This window comes from Mycoplasmopsis mucosicanis (genome assembly GCF_006546935.1).
Lineage (GTDB): Bacteria > Bacillota_I > Bacilli_A > Mycoplasmatales > Metamycoplasmataceae > Mycoplasmopsis > Mycoplasmopsis mucosicanis.
The window spans coordinates 35,151-54,508 of sequence record NZ_SMDN01000003.1 but is presented as its reverse complement, the minus strand read 5'-3'; the positions used below and the strand labels follow the sequence as shown (position 1 = coordinate 54,508).

Sequence of the window (19,358 nt, the reverse complement as noted above, 5' to 3'; positions counted from 1 at the left end):
TGATGTATGTGAAGATTAAATGCAAACGCTAGAAAGTATCGACGTCTAAATGATGAATTTCCGCTTCAAAGAAGAAGTGATTATTTACTCAAAAGGGTTAAGCAATTATTGTGATATTTCAATGTAAAAGTTGATGTTAGTGGTCTTGAAAATCTACCAAAAGCGCCAGCAATTTTGATGCCAAATCATAAATCAAATATTGATCCATTACTAATAATTGCTGCTTTGGAAAAGAAAGATTATTCACGTCAAGGTGGAAATAAAATTGCTACTTTTTTAGCAAAAATAGAGTTACAAAAAAGAAGAATTGTTAGAAACACATTAGAATTAATTGACACAGTATTTATCAACCGTGCAAATCCACGTCAGTCTGTATTAGCAATCAAAAAACTAGGCGACTTTGTAAAAACAAAAAAAACTTATGGAGTAGTATTTCCGGAAGGCACTAGAATTAAAGAAGATGGTTTAGGCGAATTTAAAGGTGGTGCAGTTGCAGTTGCTCAATCACATTATTTACCTATTGTTCCAGTTGCAATTTCCGATACTCGTGATGCGCTAAATAAACACAGACACAAAAAATTAATAATAAAAGTTGAATTCTTAAAATCATTAAAACCTGTTGAATTCATCAAAATGGAACGTCAATCAATAGCAAACAAAGTCAAAGAATCTATAGAAAAGGTATTGAAAAATGAGTAATTTATACTTAAACGATGAAGAAAAATTCAAAATAAATATTGATAATTTTGATGGACCTCTTGATCTATTGTTGGCATTGGTTCAAGATAAACATAAAGACATAATGGACGTTGATGTTGCTCAGTTAGCGAGTGCTTATCTTGAAATTATTCAAAATTTACAAGACAATGAAATCGATCTTGCTGGTGAATATCTAGTTATGGCTGCTACACTTCTAGCACTCAAAACAAAAATGATGTTATACACACCTGAAGAAAAACCAGAAATTGAAGAAGACAAACGAGAAATTTTACGTCGTCTTTATGAATACCAGCAATTCAAAGAAATTTCCAAAACATTGCGTGAACGCGAAGCGGCTAGAGGTGATATTTTTATCAAAACTCCAAGCGATATTGAACCATTTTTAATTGACGATGACAAAACTCAACTTGATGGCCAATCAAATCCACTTAAACTAATCACTGTCTTAAGAAAAATGTTCGAAAGAACATATGCAATTCAATTAAGAAAAACAAAACTTGAACATTTCCACCTTACACCTCAAGACCAAATGCCTTTCATAATGGATTTATTTAAGAATAATGATGAGGTTAAATTTGAACAAGTTTTTAATCAACCAACAATGAATCACTTTGTAATAACTTTTTTAGCACTCTTAGTTCTTGTTAAAACTCAAAAAATAGTGCTTGAACAAAAAGAGCAATTTGGCACAATAACATTTAAAAAAGGACCTGAATATGAAAAATAATATTTTGGAAGCATTGCTTTACATTCAAGGAGATGAAGGTTTAACCCTTGAACAAGTCAAAGAAATTTTTAATTTAAACACAATACCTGAAGCACGAAAAGTTATGAACGACTTCACAAAAGATTACAATATGCGTGATACTGCTTTAAAAGTTGTGAATTTTAATGAAATTTTCAAACTTGCAACACGTGAAACATACAAAGAATACATCACAAAAATGGTGCAAGTAGTCAAAAAACACAGACTTTCAAATGCTGCAATTGAGGTCGCTGGTATTGTTGCATATAAACAACCCGTCACACGTTCAATGATTAACAATATTCGTGGAGTTGCTAGCGAGCAAGTTATGAACACATTATTGGCTAAAGGTGTTATTGAAGAAGTCGGAATTTCAATGAGTCCTGGAAACCCTGTTTTATATGGAATTACAAACAAATTTTATGACTACTTCAGAATTAGAACAATGGCTGACCTTCCAAAATTGGCCGAATTTAATTATGTAGACGGAATTGAAAATGATACTGCTGAAGAGTTAAATTTCTTTGATTCTCAACGTGGAGATCAACTTTAATAGTGGTGTAGCCACTATTTTAGTTTTTTATGCAAAAACAAAGATATATTGCAACAAAAAATGACCACAATCGCAAAATACTTAAATTCATTCAATCAATTTATGCAAACACACCTATGTCTAAAATCTACAGAACATTTCGACAAGGTGACATCAAGGTTAATAACAAAAGAGTCAAAGACTTCAACTATATTATCCAGCCAAACGACATTATTGAAGTTTATGGAATTTCAACACTTGTTGAAGCTATCCCATATAGTTCTTCAACAAAGTTGCAAGCAGATATAATTTATGAAGACAACAACATTTTAATCGTCAATAAACCAAATAATATTGCAGTCCATTCTGAAGCTAACTGTCTTGATGAGCAAGTTCTCTCTTATCTAAATGTTGAATTTGAGAATGCATTTAAACCTAGTCATGTTGGACGTCTTGATAAGGCAACGAGTGGTCTTATGTTATATGCAAAAAATTACTCTTCTTTGGTTCAACTAAATAAAAAACAACATTCATTCACTAAGCAATATATATTCATTCCTGAGTGTGATATTAAGCCTAATATTTATGAGTTTTATATCGAAAAAGACGAAGTCAATAAGCGAATGAAAACTACTCAAAAATCAGTGTTTTCGCAAAAATCAATCACTAAAATTGAATACATAAACAACACATATTATGCAACACTACTTACTGGAAAAAAACATCAGATTAGGCTCTGTTGTGCTACACTAAATGCTCCAATAAAAGGTGATGTAAAATATGGTGCAAAAAGAGACAAAAGACTATACTTACACTCATATTTATTGAAGTTTGACTCACTTGAAGCAGATTTAGAATACCTTAACAACAAGGAATTTAGATCTCTACCAAATTGATAGAAAGGAAATTATGAAAAATATTACAAAGGAACAACTAGTTAGTATTGTAAAGAGACTTATGCTTGAACCTAGCAATGAAGTCATTGACCAAATCCTTGCAGAATGAAACTCAATTCAACGTTCGTTGGAATTTATGAATAAATTTAATACTGAAAACATAAAACCACTAACACACATAAATGAAAATTTATTCGTTGATTTTTTACGTGAAGATATTGTTAGCGAAGCAGATAGCATCACTAAACAACAAGCATTAAGCAACGCAGGTGATTTTGACAACGACTTCATCATCACTACAAAGGTGGTAAGATAATGGAATTGATTAATAAAGGTTACTTTATAGGTGCTCAAAAAGAATTAAAAAACAATAAAAATAATGCTGTTGCTTATGTTTATGAAAATTCATTAAAGCAAGGTTCAGGAGTACTTAGTGATGCAGTATTTACTATTAAGGACGTTTTTGCAACAAAAGATGCAAAAACTACTGCTTCAAGTAAGATTTTAGAAAACTTTAAACCCGGTTACAATGCAACATGTGTGCAAAAATTACTTGACGCAGGTGCTGTACCTGTTGCAAAAGTATATAACGATGAGTTAGCACTTGGCGGAACTGGCACATATAGTGCATTTGGTTTAATTAAAAATGTAAATGATCCTCAAAGACTTGCTGGTGGTTCTTCATCAGGTTCAACTGCAACACTTACCAAAAATATTTCCTTTGCTTTAGCTTCAGACACTGGTGATTCAGTTCGTCTGCCTGCTTCATACAATTCTCAAGTAGGTTTCAAACCAAGTTATGGAGCAATTAGCAGATATGGAATGTTTGCTTATGCTTCCTCAATGGATACAGTCAGTTATTTTGCTCATAACGTGAATGATATAGCAGTTGTTTCACAAGTTTTATATGGCAAAGATAACAAGGATTTTACGTCAGTTGATGTTGAAATCAAAGACATTGCACCTCTAAAACCAAATAAAATTGCTTTCCTTGATATTGATAATTCATTGCTTAGTGATTATGTTGCTCAAGAGTACAAATCATTGCTTAAATTTTTCCAAAATACACAAATTTCAGTAAGTTTGGTAAAACCAGATGTTGATTTACTCAATGCAGTTAAACCAGTTTATGACATAATTTCATACTCTGAAGCAAGTTCTAATTTGGCTAATCTCAACGGTATTGCTTTTGGTTCAAGAAAGAATGGTCAAAATTGAGAAGAAATTATGACAGCTACACGATCTCAAGGATTTGGCACAATGGTGCAACGTAGATTAACTCTTGGAAGTTATTTCTTGTTTTCAGAAAACCAAAAGGAACTATTCATTAAAGCTCAACAAGTGCGAAGATTAATCAAAGAATATTGAGACAAACTCCATGAAGAATACGACCTTGTTGTTTTTCCAGCAAGTGGTGATATTGCTCCTTTTATTGATTCTTCTAAAAATAAAAATTATGGATTTATGGAATATATTTTAACCACATCAAATCTTAGCGGTAATCCTTCTATTACAATTCCTTGAATTAAAAATATCAATAATTTAGGTGTGAATATTGCATTGCAAACTCCAATTTATCAGGATAAAAAACTACTTTCACATGCACTTTGATTTGAAGAAATTTTAGGAGGCAAAAATGAATAGTTTTGAAACAATTATTGGTATCGAAATACACCTTGAACTCAATACAAAAACCAAAATGTTTTCGCCTGCTAAAATTGACTTTAACGCAGTACCAAATACAACAATCAATCAAATTGATCTTGGATACCCTGGAACATTGCCTTTAATCAATAAACAAGCAGTCATTTTTGCAATAAAATTAGCAAAAGCACTAAATATGAATATCGATTCAGAAATGCACTTTGATAGAAAAAATTACTTTTATCCTGACTTGCCAAAAGGTTTTCAAATCACACAGTTTTTTAGACCAATTGGTTCAAATGGCGAAATTATTATTGATTTAGAAACCAATAAAAAAGTACAGATTGAGAGAATTCATCTTGAAGAAGACACAGCACGACAGCATCATGGAACACACACAAAATTAGACTATAATCGTGCTGGAACACCCTTAATTGAAATAGTAACAACGCCTTGTATTCGCAGTGCAAAAGAAGCAGTTGCTTATGTTTCGATGATACGTCAGTGTGCTCTTGCTCTTGGAATTTCTGATGCAAAAATGGAAGAGGGTTCTTTGCGTGCTGATATCAATATTTCATTGCGTCCTAAAGGTGTTGAAAAATTTGGTACAAAAGTCGAAATTAAAAACATAAATTCGTTTAGAAGTATTGCAAAAGCAATCGAAAATGAGATCGAAATTCAAACCAAAAAGCTTAGAACAGGTGAAAAAATACTACAACAAACTAAAAGATTTGATTTAGATACTCAAAGCAATATTGTAATGCGAACAAAAACTGGTGAAGTTGACTACAAATACTTTCCAGAGCCAAATATTCCATTCATAAAATTGAGTGATAAATTTATTGAAGATGTTAAACTTAGTGAACTTCCATGAGAAAAAGTGAAGAGATATAAAGAAAGCAACATTCAACAAATTTACATTAATTCTCTAGTTAATGACATTGATTTAGCTCAATATTTTGATTCAATTCAATACACCGATCGCGATAAATTGTCTAAATTATTCTTTGCTGAAGTTGTCTCACTAGCAAACTCATTGCAAAAAAATGTTGTTGAATTAGGAATAAAAACAACTGATTTAGAACAAGCAATCGGTTATCTAGATGAGGAATTAATTAGTGGTCGCTCATTTAAGAAATTAGTTCCTCTACTGCAAAATAACTCAAAAAATGTTTTAGAATTAATAAAAGACAACAAACTAGAACAAATTTCAGACACCTCTACAATAACAAAATGAGTAAATGAAATAATAGAACAAAATGAAAAAGTTGTTAGTGAATACACTTCAAGACCTGAACGTGTTCTAAAAATGATACAAGGATCATTAATGAAAATTTCAGGTGGTCAAGTAAATCCAACTAAAGCTATTCAAATTGTTGAACAAATATTGCAGGCCAAATTTAAATAAATTAAACACACACAGAGAAAACTGTGTGTGTTTTGATAATTTTTTCCTTTTTTTGATTAAATTAAACAATCGCTTTAATAATAGTTATGAAAATAAAAAATCTGTTTATTTTACCTACAATAACTGCTTTGCTCGTCTCAAACTCATGTGTTTTGAACTTTGAAAGCAGTCATCCAAGTTTTGAAATAACTGAATACCATGTTGCAGATGGAGACACAATTTATTTTAACGATAATGGACAAAAAGTTGGAATTAGAATACTTGGAATTGATACACCAGAAACCAAGAAAAAAAATAATAAGGTCGCAAAATATGAGAACTTTTTTGCTCAAAGAGCTGCTCAATTTATGCAAAACATCCTTAAAAATAAGCTAATAAATGTTAGAAAATTAAGCTCAGATAAATATGGCAGATGAGTTTGTGTTGTTAGAAATTATCAAGGAATTGACGTAGCAAAATTGCTTCTTGGTGCTGGTCTTGCTCGTGTTAAATATATTTCAAAGACAAGAAGCAATTTTGCTTATTGAGTAAATGACGAGTGATCTCAAAAATATTATGATGAAATAATAAAAATCCAAAACGATGCAAAAAGAAGTCGAAGAGGCTTTTGAATTCATAATGAAAAAGATGTATTTTGAAAAAAATAATTGATGATAGACGTAATAATTATGCTCATTTTTTTACCAATATACACATTTTTGAGTACTTTTGGTTAATTTATGTACTCAAAAAAGCATATTTTTTAATTTAACTAATTCTAATATAATTAAAAAGCAATTTATTAATTGCCTCTAAACTAGTGGGAGATATAAATCGCTAGAACCACATTTATCGAAAGGATAACTTACAAATGGCAAAATCTAAAGCTGATATTGTACGTGTTCGTAAATTACAATTTAAAGCTGGCCAAGCTAAACCAGGTCCAGCATTAGCTGGTGTTGGTATCAATATGCCAGAATTTACACGTGCTTTTAATGATGCAACACGTGATAGAGGGGATGAACCAGTTCCTGTACAAATCACTGTATATAATGACAAATCATTTGAATTTAAACTTTTTTCAGCACCTGCAAGTTACAAACTTATTAAAGCAGCTAAACTTGAAAAAGGAAGTTCAAATGCAAAAACAACAAAAGTTGGTTCAATAACTGTTGAACAATTAAAAGAAATCGCTGAATACAAACTTCCTGACCTAAATACTAATGATGTTGAAGCTGCAATGAAAACAATTGCTGGTACTGCAAAAAATATGGGTATCACAATTGAAGGATATGAAGAAGTCAAAGGAGACAAATAATGGCTAAAATTGGTAAAAAAATTAAAGCTGCTTGAGAATCATTTGACAAAACTGTAGCTTATGACCTTCCAGAAGCAATTGAATTAGTTAAAAGAACTTCATATTCAAAATTTGATGGTTCAGTAGAGTTAGTATTCAAACTAAACCTTGATGTTAGAAAAGCAGATCAACAATTACGTGGTGCTGTTTTACTTCCTCACGGTACAGGTAAAAATGTTACAGTTTTAGTTGTAACAAACAACCCTGAAAAACAAAAATTAGCTAAAGCAGCTGGTGCTGATCAAGTTGTAGATGGTGCAGCATTAGAACAAAAAATCAAAGAAGATGAATTTGACTTTGATGTTATGGTTGCTGACCCTGCTATGATGCCAATTTTAGGTAGATATGGTAAAAAACTTGGACCTAAAGGTTTAATGCCTAACCCTAAAACTGGAACAGTAACTCCAACACCTGAAAAAGCTGTTGAAGAACTTAAAAAAGGTAAAGCAAACTATAGAACTGATAAAGCAGGTATTGTACATACACTTATTGGTAAAGTTTCAATGGATAGTGAAAAACTAGTTGAAAATGCTCAAACAATTATTTCATTAATCAAAAAACTAAAACCTACCGCTGTTAAAGGAACCTATATGCAAAACTTAGTTGTTTCTCCAACTATGGGTCCTGGAATCAAAGTAAAAATCGAAAAATAATATTAAATACTGAACCTCATAATTGGTTCAGTATTTTTTTTGCTTTGCACTAATTTACTTATTAGATGCAATGTACTGAAATACCAGTGTATTTCAATATTTTTTTGTCTTAGTACTAAGATTCATAGTTTATAATTTTATAATTATGGAACAAACGATGTATAAATCATTACTTGGTATTAAAAGTAAATACGATGAATTCTTAAAACAATTATCTGAAGATAGCATAATCAATAACATCAAAGAATACACTAGAATCAATAGAGAAATTGGAAAAATTAAAGATATTGCCATAACTTTTAGCACATATTTAAATCTTGAAAATGATATAAAAGATGCTAAAGAAATGTTAAATTCAAAGGATGCTGATGAAATTGCATTTGCAAAAAGCATTATTGAAGAAAACGAACCAAAATTAATTCAATTAGAGTCAGAATTAAAAATTTTAATTTTGCCAAAAGACGAAAACGATGATAAAAACGTTATTATTGAAATTAGAGGTGCTGCGGGCGGCGATGAAGCCAATATTTTTGCAGGTGATTTGTTCAGAATGTACACAAAATATGCTGATGAAATTGGATTTAAATACAAAACAATTTCATCATCTCCTGCATCAGCGGGCGGTTTTAGTCAAATTGTTTTTATGGTCCGTGGTGAAAATGCTTATTCAAAACTCAAATTTGAAACAGGTGTTCATAGAGTTCAAAGAATACCAACAACTGAGTCATCAGGTAGAATTCACACATCAACAGTTACTGTAACAGTAATGCCTGAATTAGATGATAGTGTTGATATTGAAATTAAACCTTCAGAATTATCAATTGATACATTTCGTTCATCAGGCGCAGGTGGTCAAAGTGTTAACACAACTGACTCTGCAGTTAGAATTACTCACATACCAACAGGCATTGTTGTAACATCGCAAGATGAGAGAAGTCAGATTGCTAACCGCGAGGCTGCTATGAGTGTTCTAAAATCAAAACTTTATGACTTAGAAATGCAAAAAAAACTTGATGAAGAAGCTGGTTACAGAAAATTAGCAGGTCATGGTGATAGAAGTGAAAAAATTAGAACATACAATTATCCTCAAGATAGAGTTACTGACCATAGAATTGGTTTTTCAACATCATTAAAACAAATAATTGAAGGCAAACTTGAACCTATAATTCAAAGTCTGCTGACTGAAGAACAAAATCAAAAAATTGCTGCAAGTCAAATGAAATAATGCCTACAAAAGAAGAATTATTACAAGAAAAAAAACGATATGGTTTACCATTAACAATATCTTTTGAAGAAGAAAAAAAATTGGATTTAGGGATGCCTATTCAACAAATTATGGGTTTTGTTGAATTTTTAAATACGAGAATTAATCTCAATCACAAGGTTTTAATACCGAGATATGAAACTGAAGAATTGGTTGATTATGTTCTAAAAAATTTTATTAAAAATGATGCAAATTTTGATATTTTAGACTTGTGTTGCGGATCTGGTTTTATTGGTTTGAGTATTAAAAAAAATGCACCAAAAGTGAATGTTTCATTAAGTGATATAGATCCTGAAGCAATTAGTCAAACTAGAGAAAATGCGCTGATTAATTTCAATAGTCTTAAAGACATTGAAATTTACCAAAGCGACTTATTTAGCAATATTTTGGGCAAATTTGATCTGATTATTTCTAACCCTCCATATCTTGATGAAAACATAATTTTAGACAATCATAGTTCATTATTATTTGAACCACAACATGCTCTTTATGCTGGTGATGGCGGTCTATATTTCTATAAAAAAATACTTGCGGAGTATAAAAAATTTCTTAAGCCTGGTGGCAAATTAATTTTTGAAATCAATCCGCTGCATATAGAGTTTTGACGTCAAATTCCAGGTGCATCAATATTAAAAGATATTAATAAAAAAGACCGTTTTGTTATTGTATAATAACATTATGCAAATTAAAGATTTAGTAATTGAAAAAGTTCAAAAACACACAAAAATTAAGGTGCATTTGGACTCACAACTTAAAGAATTAAAAATCGATTCATTGACCTTGGCAGAATTAATTTTTGATCTTGAAGACCAATTGAAAATCAGAGTTAGTGATGAAGAGCTAATGAAAATTCAAACCATTCAAGATGTTGTAAATCTAATTGAAAATAGCAAAAAATAAGTCAATGACTTATTTTTTTATTTCTCTTGTAATTTGACCAAAACATTGAATTATGAGTACTTTTTGTCAATAAAATATTGGAGATAATAATTGCTTGTATTAAAAAGTAATGAAAGAAGAATCGCAGCAATACCGCTTTTAACAATCTCAATATAAGCGTATGAATTTCCTTCTTCTAGAAGATACATCATTCTTGTTGTTAAAGTTTGTTGTGGTTCTAATAGAGAAAATGAACCTGAAAAACTATTACCAACAGTAAGCAAAAATGCAGAAGTTTCAGCTACAAAGCAAGCCATAATCAAAAAATATGCGCTTGCAAAATTAAGTAATAATTTTCTAATATACTCATTTTTGAGTACTTTTCGTTCACTATTTGTGCCTTCAAAATATTTGTTTCAATGATTTATCATAAAAGGAGTCAATAAAAAGATAAAAGCTATAATACCAGCAAACATTGATAAATTATTTGCGTGAGAATTTCTAAATTTAAATATTTCAACAATAACAAAATATGCTACAAGACCATGAGTTAAAGAAGGCACTCCATTATTCAATGTTTTTATCGTATTGATTATTCTGCTTATAATATTATCTTTTGAATTTTTATGAATAAATTTAGCCAAAAGAAAACTTATCGGCATGATAATAAACGCACAAATTGAACCACTGATCAATGTATTTATCAATGCTTTTGTAGTCGAATCATCAAATACATATTGACTTGCATAACTATTAGATAAACTATATGCTGTGCTACCAAAAATTATTGTGAGTATTGCACCTATACCTATAAAAAGCAATGATGCAGAGAATGTTTCTTATCAAAAAAAGCGAATATCTGAACGTTGATATTTTTTATTGATTTTGCATTCTTTAACTATCTGTGTGAGTAAGAACAAAGAATTATCATTTGTTGAAGCATATTTGCTTATTCTGTCAATAATTAAATTAATAAAACCTATAAAAACAACCAAAAAGAAGGCGAGAGTAAATAAATATTCTCTTGAGCCTTTCAATGAATCAAAGCTAAAAAAACTTGTTGTGATACTTGAAGCAGTTGTTCTTACATTGGAACTTAAAAAATTATGTCCAAAGACATCTAATGTTTTGTTTGAAAACATAATAAAAGTTACTGCACTTGCTTCTCCTATTACTTTAACAAATGCAATAAAATAATCTTTCAACAAGTTGCTTCTTTGATTTTTCAGAATATATTTATAAATGATAGTAGAGGTTGAAATATTGTATTGTTTAAGAATATTTTTCTCTTTAAATTCAACTTTATCCAATGTTTTAATTAACAGTTTAGTAAGTACTACAGAATTGTATATAACAAACATCAAAATCAAGAAAACAAAGTTATACTCATGAGACGAATTTACAGAAATATGAGTATTTTTGGTCAAAAATATGTATATACCTAGAGCAAAAATTACACTAGGTAAACCACCAAAAATATTAAATATCAATGATAAAATGTGTTTAGTTTTACCATCACATCTAAACACAATAAATATAGAGGTCCGTAAAGATAAGCGAATACTGAAACACAGTGTTATGAATGCAACAATTATTGAGTAAAAAATACTCAACAAAATACCACCATTGAAGTTTTCAATTGAAAAATTTCAAAATAAATGATGAGTGCCCCATAATTTAAACGATTTCAGAGAGGCAAAAACAAAAATAACAACGAATAATAAAGAGGCAAAAACAAAAATAATACTAGCAAATAATGCTAGAATTCTGTCTTTTCTCAACATTTTAAAGGCATTTTTATTCATTAATATAAGTATAAAACATTATAAAATATTGATAATAAAATTGGGGGATAAATGGAATTAGTTGATATTTTTAACGATGATAATAAAGTTGTTGCAATTGGTCACGATCGGTGAGAAAAGTTAAATGCAAATGAACATCAAAAATTTGTATTTCTATGTTTATTCAATAAAAAAGGGCAATTATTGATACAAAAAAGAAATAAATTAAAGAAAATGTTTCCTGGAATGTGAGATTTGAGTGTTGGTGGAGCTGTACAAAGCGGTGAATCCTCATTTGAAGCAATACAACGTGAAACAAAAGAAGAAGCAGGCATTGAATTAATCACCAAATTCAAAAAACCATTTATTACTCTCTATCTAGAAAATTTTATATGTGATTATTATGTATTGCAGTCAGACATAGGTATTGACGATTTAAAGATGCAAATTGAAGAGATAGATGAATTTAAATTTGTTTCTCTCGAGGAAATAAAAACAATGATTGATAAAGGTGACTTTATGCCTTATCATTTAAGTTTTTTAAATTTTATTTTTGAAACTTATAAAACACCATACACAAGGTTGAATCACAAGGATTGAGTTTAAGCATGAAAAACAAAATAATTAGCGAACTTCAAGACATTGAACTATTCTATAAAGGTTTTCACAACACAACATATAAAGCAATGTATAAAGGTAAACAGGTTCAATATAGAGTTCCATTAAATGAACTGGCTGACCATTCTGTTGAAAAAGAGGTTTTATCAAAGGTGCCTAAAACAATTTTCTATGAAGATGGCTACTTTATTCGAGAATGATCAGATAGTAAAACAGCAGAAGAAGTTGAGTTAAACAATTCAATACAAAAAGCGATAATTAATAAAGTAAAAGAGTTTCATAATCTAGATGTAAGGGTTCCAAATATGGACTGATTTTACTATAAAAAGGGGTCAAAAAAATATCAACAATTAGTCCAAAAATACTCAAAAACGTGTGATTTGGTCACGGGACATTGTGATTTAGGACTTAAAAATATTTTAATAAGCAAAGACAACGAAGTTGAACTAATTGATTTTGAATGAGTAAGGAAAGTGCATCCATTTTTTGACGCAATAACACTTTATTTAAATGGTGGTTTTAGCAAAAAACTACTTCAAAATGAGTTTAAAATCTCATCCACTGAATTTAGTGAAATGGTTTATATTGCTAAGAAATTTAGAGAATATGCATATGAAAAAATATATAGCTCTAAAGAATTTTATAAGGATGCTAAACCTTTATCTGAGGGTTATACTAATAAATCGTTTGTTAAAAATGATATTTTTATGCAACAGAAAATAAAAAATGGTTTTAATCATCGTATTTCTTCAAAAATCTTCAATAAATTAGATTTTGTTCAGCCTGTAATCTTTGAAAACAAAGATATTGTGATTCGTAAATTCATTAAGGGATCGACACCTAATTTTAGCAATGCAAACATGCGTGGTGATTTAGCAAAAGTTATTGCTAAATTACACAAATCAAAAATAAAGCTTCCTAACAACGAAATTGCAAAAAGAATTGAACATTATGTATCCAAACTTCAAGACCATCAAAAATTCAATGAAACATTCGACAAAGAAACACAAAAAATAATAATCCAAAACTCTATGCTTTTACCAAATGAAGTACCAAGTCACAACGATTTAAACAGAAATAATATCCTGTGTGATATAAATGGAAATATTAAACTTATTGACCTAGAGTATGCGTCAATGAATTCAAAATATTTTGACCTTGCCTATCACTGCGCGGACATGGATTATGGTAAAAATACTGAACAAGATTTCTTAAACAAATATTCCGAATATACTCATTTTTCAGTAGTTTTAGAAGATTATTACCGTGTAAAAGCTATTGTGTGTTTTTATGGAATTTCTTGATCTTTAACTTATAACCCTAACTTTGATTTTGAGTGATTAATCAAGCATGTTAAGGATAACATTGGTTATTTAACAAAATAAAAATTACAGTAAAACTGTAATTTTATTTATATTTACCTGTAACTACATATCGCAATTCTTCACAGATGTTAACAACGTGGTCACCTGCTCGTTCAAGATTCTGAATTAATTTTAGCAAATGAACACGTTCAGCATTTTCGCTTTGAGTGTGCTTTGAGTTTGTAAATGAACGAATTAACTCTTCAATTATTTCATCAGTCATTTTATTTATGTGTACATCATATGCTGCAGTTTGATTGATTTTTTCAATATCTTCGCTCAATATTATCTCACTCAACATATTCATATTTTGCATAACGTCTGTGTATAATCGTTTTATTCTGTCTATAGAAGTGTTTGCGGGTTCAATATAAATCAATAAAAATCTGCAAATTTGTTTAGCATAATCGCCAATGCGCTCGAGTTCTTTTACAATAATAAAATACGATACACATCTACGCAGGTATCTACCTAATGGCTCTTTTGTAAGCTCAAAATTTATTTGTTTTTTAATTTCTAAATACTCATTATCAAGCTTCTGATCATCATTTATTATTGAGTTTAAGACGTCTTTATCAATTGAATTTAGAGCATTGTAGGCTCTTAGGTGTTGTTGAACTACTCGTTTAGCCATTTCAACAACAGATTGCTTGATAGCAAATACAGATTTAGTTAATATTGTGTTCATTTATTCCATCTTTCCGTTTATGTAATCAGAAGTCAATTCAACTTTTGGTCGTGTAAACATTTTTTCAGTCGTGTTGTATTCAATCAATTCACCTTTGTAAAAAAATGCAGTATTATCTGAAATTCTAGCTGCTTGTTGCATTGAGTGAGTAATAATTATAATTGTATATTGTCCCGAAAGTGAAGCGATCAGTTCTTCAACCTTGGTGGTAGCAATTGGATCAAGAGCACTTGTTGGTTCATCCATTAAAAGGACATCAGGACTAAGAGCAATAGCTCGAGCAATACACAATCTTTGTTGTTGACCACCAGAAAGTCCTTCAGCATTATCGTGTAGTCTGTTTTTGACTTCTTCTCACAATGCAGCTTTTTGCAATGATTCTTTTACTATTTTTTTAATTTGTTCTTTGTCTTTAATTCCATTAGATTTTAAACCGTATGCAACATTTTCAAAGATTGACATTGGAAATATTGCAGGTTTTTGAAATACCATACCAACTTTTGTTCTCAATTCAATGCGCGAAATGTAATTTGAACTTTTTGACTTTTTGCGAAAAATTTGTTTTAGTCTCTGTAGTCAATTTTGTTTATTTTTTACAATATTAAAGCCCCTAAATAGCAAATCTCCTTGCATAAAAACACCATCAATTTCAGCATTCATCATATTAAAACAACGCAGAAGAGTACTTTTTCCACAACCACTAGGTCCTATAAATGCTGTTACTTTATTCTCTTCAATATTTATATTTATGTTCTTTAATGCTTGCTTGTTTTCTGGATAAAAGAAGCTAAAATTTCTAATCTCAAAAATATGCTTACTCATAGTTGTACCTTCTTTGCATTGATTTTTTGTGCGCTTTTTTAACTATTTTTACTATTGGATCAATTAAGTATATACTGATTGTTAAGATAATAATTATTGATATTGTTATGAATGCAAACTTATATGAAATTGCAATTTTGTTGTTATATGACTCAGTTCCAAATAATTGATTGGCCAATATTGATGTAGTCAATGTTTGACCATATTGAGTTAGTCCAAAATTTGGATTAAAGTTCATTCCGAGTGTTAAAAACACAGGAGCAGTTTCGCTAATAATTCTACTGATTGCAATTATTGTACCAGTGATTATTCCGTTTAGTGCAGCTGGTAAAACAATTTTTCTAATTGTCTCAAATTTTGAAGCACCAAGAGCCATTGAGGCATTGCGTAATTCATCAGGAAATTTACTCAAAACTTGCTCTATTGAACGAGTATATGAAGGAATAATAACTAAAACCATTGTTAAAGCACCCGCAATTAAAGATGTTTTGCCAGCACCATAAAGATTAAATGTGTTGAGAAATACAACCAAGCCAAACATACCAAAAATTATTGAAGGCGTTGAACCTAAACAATCTAAAAAGAACTGAATCAATCGTCCATATCATTTATTTTTTGCGTATTCTGAAAGAAATAATGCACCAAAAAGTGAAATTGGAAATGCAATTATTAATGTTGCTAAAATCAATAATAATGTTCAAACCAGTGAGTTAGCAACACCATTTTTATAGACGTATAGATCATTAATATTGAAGGCTTTTGAACCTCAAAAAACAACATCATATAACAATCACCCTATGAATAAAAACACTAATAAAAGTTGAATTCATTCCATTGCTTCTCTATAAATATCAACACGCATTGATAGAGATTTAATTGTTGATGGTTTAATTTTGAACCAGTTGTTTACTCGCTGCTTAATAGTAACAAAAAACACTTTTATTGCATACACAATTAATAAGAATAAATAACTAAATATACTCAACAATAAATTTAACGTAAATACTGAAAAAGCAATAGTTTTGGTAAATTTTGCTCTATATATTTTGAGTTTATTTAACTTATTTTGATGGTACATAATTAAGTCAAATTTATTGTATGTTTTATTGCTTGAAATTTTATATACAGCAAGCACTAAAAACATAACCACAACAAACAAACTCAAACCCATAGCAAACGCAACTTGCACTGTACGAGGATCAGAACTATCAGTAAACATTAATGCTGCTATTGTTGTTGCTAGAGTCATAAAACTTTCACCAAAAAAGTTACTTAGAAATATATTTTTTGGAGCAAGTCTATTCAATATCATGGCGGTAGCCATTGTTTCACCAATTACTCGTCCAAAAGAAACAAGAACAGCTATCCAAATTCCACTTTTTATGTATTTTAAACCTACTTTATAGATTGAGTATGTTTTTGAATTTCCAAGAGCAATTGAAGCATCTATTAGGTGATTAGGCAATGTGAAAAGTTGATTAACAATTAAAGAAACCATTGTTGGAATCGACATAATTGCAAGCATAATAATTGCACTAATTATATTCAAATTTGTGTGTATACGTAAAATTGTTGATGTCAAAGGCCCTAGAGAATTAAGTGTAAAAACTCCAAAAATTATTGAAGGTACTCCAGACATAACTTCAATTATTGAGCGCACAATTTTTGATGTTTTTTTCAATCTAAATCGAATAACTACTGCAATTCTAATTGCAATTGGCAAAGCTAAAAATACAGCTCCAAAAGCAACAATTATTGAAATTAATAATGAACTTCAAATTCCGTAATTATTAAGATTTGAAGAGAGCAAAATATTTTTAAAACCACCATTTTGCAATGCTGGAAAAGCCTTATAAATAATGAATCCAAACATTGAAATGAGTGCCAAAACACTCAATGAACCAAACGAAAATATAATTGCTTTTGCAATATGGTTAGCAACTTTTTTTGACTTAATTACTGAATTCATCAGTCAAAAAATAAAATTTCGATACTAAAAAATTAGTATCGAAACTGTCGTAAAAATACACATCACACGAGCAAAATTGTGTAGTGTCCATTGAAATAGTATTGATTTGTTTTGCTAACCTAACATCAATCATATTTAAGTTTATAATACCACGAATGATATAAATAATTTAATTATTTTTTTAATAATTTATTTTATTATTTATATATGTTAAAGTTAGAAGTTAAATATAAAGAAAGAATAGACAAATATATTGCAGACAATAGTGATTTATCACGAAATGACGTAAAAGAACTCATTTTGCAAGGTGCTGTGTATCTTGATGACAACAAAATTCCAGTTAATAAACCAAAATATATTGTTCAGGAGGGCTGAAACATCACAATCACCAGACTTCTTGATAAACAAACTGATGTTGTTGCTACTGAAATGGTATTGGATATTGTTTATGAAGACGACTATTTAGTAGTGATAAATAAACCCTCAAATCTAGTAGTTCACCCTGCTCCCGGACACCATAACGACACACTAGTCAATGGACTTTTGCATCATTTTAAAACGCTTTCAAATGAAAATGGATTGCTTAGACCAGGAATTGTGCATCGTATTGATAAAGACACATCAGGCCTATTGATCATTGCAAAAAACAATGAAACACACATAAAATTGGCCCAAATGTTGAAAAATCATGAAATTAAGCGTTCTTATATTGCTATCTGTGATGGCTTAATCAAAAACAAAACCACTAAAATTAATCTTCCAATTAATAGACAAAGCAATGATCGCAAAAAAATGACTGTGCATAAAGATGGCAAAGATTCAATTACAACAGTTTATCTTCTCAAACACTTCTATTTAGATAAAGAACCTAAGTCACTAGTTCGTTGTGAACTACAAACAGGACGAACGCATCAAATTAGAGTGCATCTTAAATACATCAATAACCCTGTGTATGGCGATCCTGTTTATAATAAAAAAATTGATGATTTTAATCAAAGATTGCATGCATACAAACTTGAATTTATTCATCCGATGACTAATGAAAACATTAAAATTTATGCACCAATACCAAAAGAATTTAATGTTGCTGATTATGACTTTAATCAGTTGTTTATAGAGTAAAATATTAATATTAATAAAGGAGTACAATGTTTGACTTTTCACCAAATCAGGAACTAAACTCAAAAATTCTTTGAGAAAATGAACCAACAAAATTTAGAAAATTTATAATTGGTTCTACAGTTAGCTCAATAATAATTTCACTATTCTATTTTTTAAATTTTTTATTAGGGATTATTGACACATTCTATTTTGAGGGTAAATCATTCAAAGATTTAACTGGTGCAAATAGTTTTGACTTATTTTTTAGTATCTTATTAGTAGGCGCAGTTATTTATTTTTCAATAGATTGAGTTATAAGTGTTTTTAAGAGCTACAAAAACAAATCGTTTAGATTTTTGAGTAATAATACCTTAATTTTCTATGGCATTCTTTCATTTGTAGCGGTTTTACAACTAATTTCTCTTTTTTTTACTAAACTAAATAACTCAAATCAACAATTGAACCCTGTTCGAATAATCAACCTAGTTACACAAGTATTTTTAAATGTTTTATTGGTAGTCTTCTATTATGTGTTCTTTAGAAAAACTAAAAAAATCTATGTTTTGTTTGCTCAAGTTCATCAACATGAAGAAATGATGAAGCAACCTGAATACAAACAACTTGTTGAATCAGTACAAGATTTAATTAATAATGCAAATAATGCGGCTTCATCAAGCTCGGCTTCTCAATCTGAGTCACAACAAAACCAAAACGATGAAGAAGAAGCAATAATTGTAAATGCAGCAAAAGAAAAAGAAGATAAATATTACAAACGTCTTCTTGAATTGCCGAATGAAAAGCTTTTTGAAATTGCTAAAAAACTTTCAATTAGCGGATATGAAACAATGGAAAAAGAAGAACTTGCACGAACAATTATTACAATAACTCAAAATTCAAACAAGGAGAATCAATAGTGGTTTAACCACTATTATTTT

The 19,358-nt window shown here is 29.7% G+C and carries 21 protein-coding genes and 1 pseudogene; 17 read left to right on the top strand and 5 right to left on the bottom strand.

The annotated features are described in order from the left end of the window. Window positions 1-6: 6 nt before the first annotated feature. The 13 genes and pseudogenes from E1I18_RS01115 to E1I18_RS01055 all read left to right on the top strand — a co-directional run bounded on the left by E1I18_RS01115 (window position 7) and on the right by E1I18_RS01055 (window position 10,098). The gene (locus E1I18_RS01115; protein WP_235888472.1) at window positions 7-699 is read left to right on the top strand and encodes a lysophospholipid acyltransferase family protein; all 693 of its coding nucleotides are present in this window, start codon (window positions 7-9) and stop codon (window positions 697-699) included. Beyond that, a complete protein-coding gene (locus E1I18_RS01110) occupies window positions 692-1,447 on the top strand; it encodes a segregation/condensation protein A (protein WP_141483770.1) in 756 nt (251 codons plus the stop codon). Before E1I18_RS01115 ends, E1I18_RS01110 begins: the two co-directional genes overlap by 8 nt. Next, window positions 1,437-2,018 carry an SMC-Scp complex subunit ScpB gene (gene scpB / locus E1I18_RS01105; protein ID WP_141483769.1) on the top strand — a complete coding sequence of 194 codons (582 nt, stop codon included), beginning with the start codon at window positions 1,437-1,439 and terminating at the stop codon, window positions 2,016-2,018. Before E1I18_RS01110 ends, scpB begins: the two co-directional genes overlap by 11 nt. Before the next feature lie 29 nt (window positions 2,019-2,047). Beyond that, window positions 2,048-2,896 (top strand): RluA family pseudouridine synthase, encoded by an 849-nt coding sequence (locus E1I18_RS01100; RefSeq protein ID WP_141483768.1) that lies wholly within the window; start codon window positions 2,048-2,050, stop codon window positions 2,894-2,896. A 10-nt stretch (window positions 2,897-2,906) separates the two neighbouring features. Then, window positions 2,907-3,209 (top strand): Asp-tRNA(Asn)/Glu-tRNA(Gln) amidotransferase subunit GatC, encoded by a 303-nt coding sequence (locus tag E1I18_RS01095; protein ID WP_141483767.1) that lies wholly within the window; start codon window positions 2,907-2,909, stop codon window positions 3,207-3,209. After that, window positions 3,209-4,537: an amidase family protein gene (locus E1I18_RS01090; RefSeq protein WP_141483766.1), complete on the top strand. Its 1,329-nt coding sequence runs from the start codon at window positions 3,209-3,211 to the stop codon at window positions 4,535-4,537. Before E1I18_RS01095 ends, E1I18_RS01090 begins: the two co-directional genes overlap by 1 nt. After that, complete coding sequence (gatB, locus tag E1I18_RS01085; protein ID WP_141483765.1) at window positions 4,530-5,945, top strand: Asp-tRNA(Asn)/Glu-tRNA(Gln) amidotransferase subunit GatB; 1,416 nt, start codon at window positions 4,530-4,532, stop codon at window positions 5,943-5,945. Before E1I18_RS01090 ends, gatB begins: the two co-directional genes overlap by 8 nt. A gap of 86 nt (window positions 5,946-6,031) precedes the next feature. After that, on the top strand, window positions 6,032-6,592 hold the full coding sequence (locus E1I18_RS01080; RefSeq protein ID WP_141483764.1) for a thermonuclease family protein: 561 nt from the start codon (window positions 6,032-6,034) through the stop codon (window positions 6,590-6,592). A 203-nt stretch (window positions 6,593-6,795) separates the two neighbouring features. Then, window positions 6,796-7,227, top strand: a pseudogene (gene rplK, locus E1I18_RS01075) (50S ribosomal protein L11); the annotation flags it as partial. Window positions 7,228-7,241: 14 nt separating this feature from the next. Next, window positions 7,242-7,934 carry a 50S ribosomal protein L1 gene (gene rplA / locus E1I18_RS01070; protein ID WP_141483762.1) on the top strand — a complete coding sequence of 231 codons (693 nt, stop codon included), beginning with the start codon at window positions 7,242-7,244 and terminating at the stop codon, window positions 7,932-7,934. A 145-nt stretch (window positions 7,935-8,079) separates the two neighbouring features. After that, a complete protein-coding gene (gene prfA, locus E1I18_RS01065) occupies window positions 8,080-9,159 on the top strand; it encodes a peptide chain release factor 1 (protein ID WP_141483761.1) in 1,080 nt (359 codons plus the stop codon). Further along, complete coding sequence (prmC, locus tag E1I18_RS01060) at window positions 9,159-9,869, top strand: peptide chain release factor N(5)-glutamine methyltransferase (protein WP_141483760.1); 711 nt, start codon at window positions 9,159-9,161, stop codon at window positions 9,867-9,869. Before prfA ends, prmC begins: the two co-directional genes overlap by 1 nt. A 7-nt stretch (window positions 9,870-9,876) precedes the next feature. Beyond that, on the top strand, window positions 9,877-10,098 hold the full coding sequence (locus E1I18_RS01055) for an acyl carrier protein (RefSeq protein WP_141483759.1): 222 nt from the start codon (window positions 9,877-9,879) through the stop codon (window positions 10,096-10,098). A gap of 50 nt (window positions 10,099-10,148) precedes the next feature. Here E1I18_RS01055 and E1I18_RS01050 read toward each other — a convergent pair whose 3' ends face one another. Together E1I18_RS01050 and E1I18_RS01045 are read right to left on the bottom strand one after the other, a co-directional pair. Beyond that, window positions 10,149-10,898, bottom strand: coding sequence for a hypothetical protein (locus tag E1I18_RS01050; RefSeq protein WP_141483758.1), 750 nt, complete (start codon window positions 10,896-10,898; stop codon window positions 10,149-10,151). A gap of 18 nt (window positions 10,899-10,916) precedes the next feature. After that, window positions 10,917-11,882: an ABC transporter permease subunit gene (locus E1I18_RS01045; RefSeq protein ID WP_141483757.1), complete on the bottom strand. Its 966-nt coding sequence runs from the start codon at window positions 11,880-11,882 to the stop codon at window positions 10,917-10,919. Window positions 11,883-11,933: 51 nt separating this feature from the next. Here E1I18_RS01045 and E1I18_RS01040 point away from each other — a divergent pair, with 51 nt between their 5' ends. Then, the gene (locus E1I18_RS01040) at window positions 11,934-12,467 is read left to right on the top strand and encodes an NUDIX hydrolase (protein WP_141483756.1); all 534 of its coding nucleotides are present in this window, start codon (window positions 11,934-11,936) and stop codon (window positions 12,465-12,467) included. Window positions 12,468-12,469: 2 nt separating this feature from the next. Next, window positions 12,470-13,864 carry a phosphotransferase gene (locus E1I18_RS01035; protein WP_141483755.1) on the top strand — a complete coding sequence of 465 codons (1,395 nt, stop codon included), beginning with the start codon at window positions 12,470-12,472 and terminating at the stop codon, window positions 13,862-13,864. Window positions 13,865-13,886: 22 nt separating this feature from the next. Here E1I18_RS01035 and E1I18_RS01030 read toward each other — a convergent pair whose 3' ends face one another. Genes E1I18_RS01030 through E1I18_RS01020 form a run of 3 tightly spaced genes read right to left on the bottom strand, consistent with a single transcriptional unit; the run spans window position 13,887 to window position 17,322 of the window. Then, window positions 13,887-14,531 carry a phosphate signaling complex PhoU family protein gene (locus tag E1I18_RS01030; RefSeq protein ID WP_141483754.1) on the bottom strand — a complete coding sequence of 215 codons (645 nt, stop codon included), beginning with the start codon at window positions 14,529-14,531 and terminating at the stop codon, window positions 13,887-13,889. Next, the gene (locus tag E1I18_RS01025) at window positions 14,532-15,353 is read right to left on the bottom strand and encodes a phosphate ABC transporter ATP-binding protein (RefSeq protein WP_141483753.1); all 822 of its coding nucleotides are present in this window, start codon (window positions 15,351-15,353) and stop codon (window positions 14,532-14,534) included. After that, window positions 15,346-17,322, bottom strand: coding sequence for a phosphate ABC transporter permease (locus E1I18_RS01020; protein WP_141483752.1), 1,977 nt, complete (start codon window positions 17,320-17,322; stop codon window positions 15,346-15,348). Before E1I18_RS01020 ends, E1I18_RS01025 begins: the two co-directional genes overlap by 8 nt. 207 nt (window positions 17,323-17,529) lie before the next feature. Between E1I18_RS01020 and E1I18_RS01015 the strand changes: the two genes are divergently transcribed. Then, complete coding sequence (locus tag E1I18_RS01015) at window positions 17,530-18,444, top strand: RluA family pseudouridine synthase (RefSeq protein ID WP_141483751.1); 915 nt, start codon at window positions 17,530-17,532, stop codon at window positions 18,442-18,444. A gap of 26 nt (window positions 18,445-18,470) precedes the next feature. Further along, window positions 18,471-19,337 carry a hypothetical protein gene (locus E1I18_RS01010; RefSeq protein ID WP_141483750.1) on the top strand — a complete coding sequence of 289 codons (867 nt, stop codon included), beginning with the start codon at window positions 18,471-18,473 and terminating at the stop codon, window positions 19,335-19,337. Window positions 19,338-19,358: the final 21 nt, after the last annotated feature.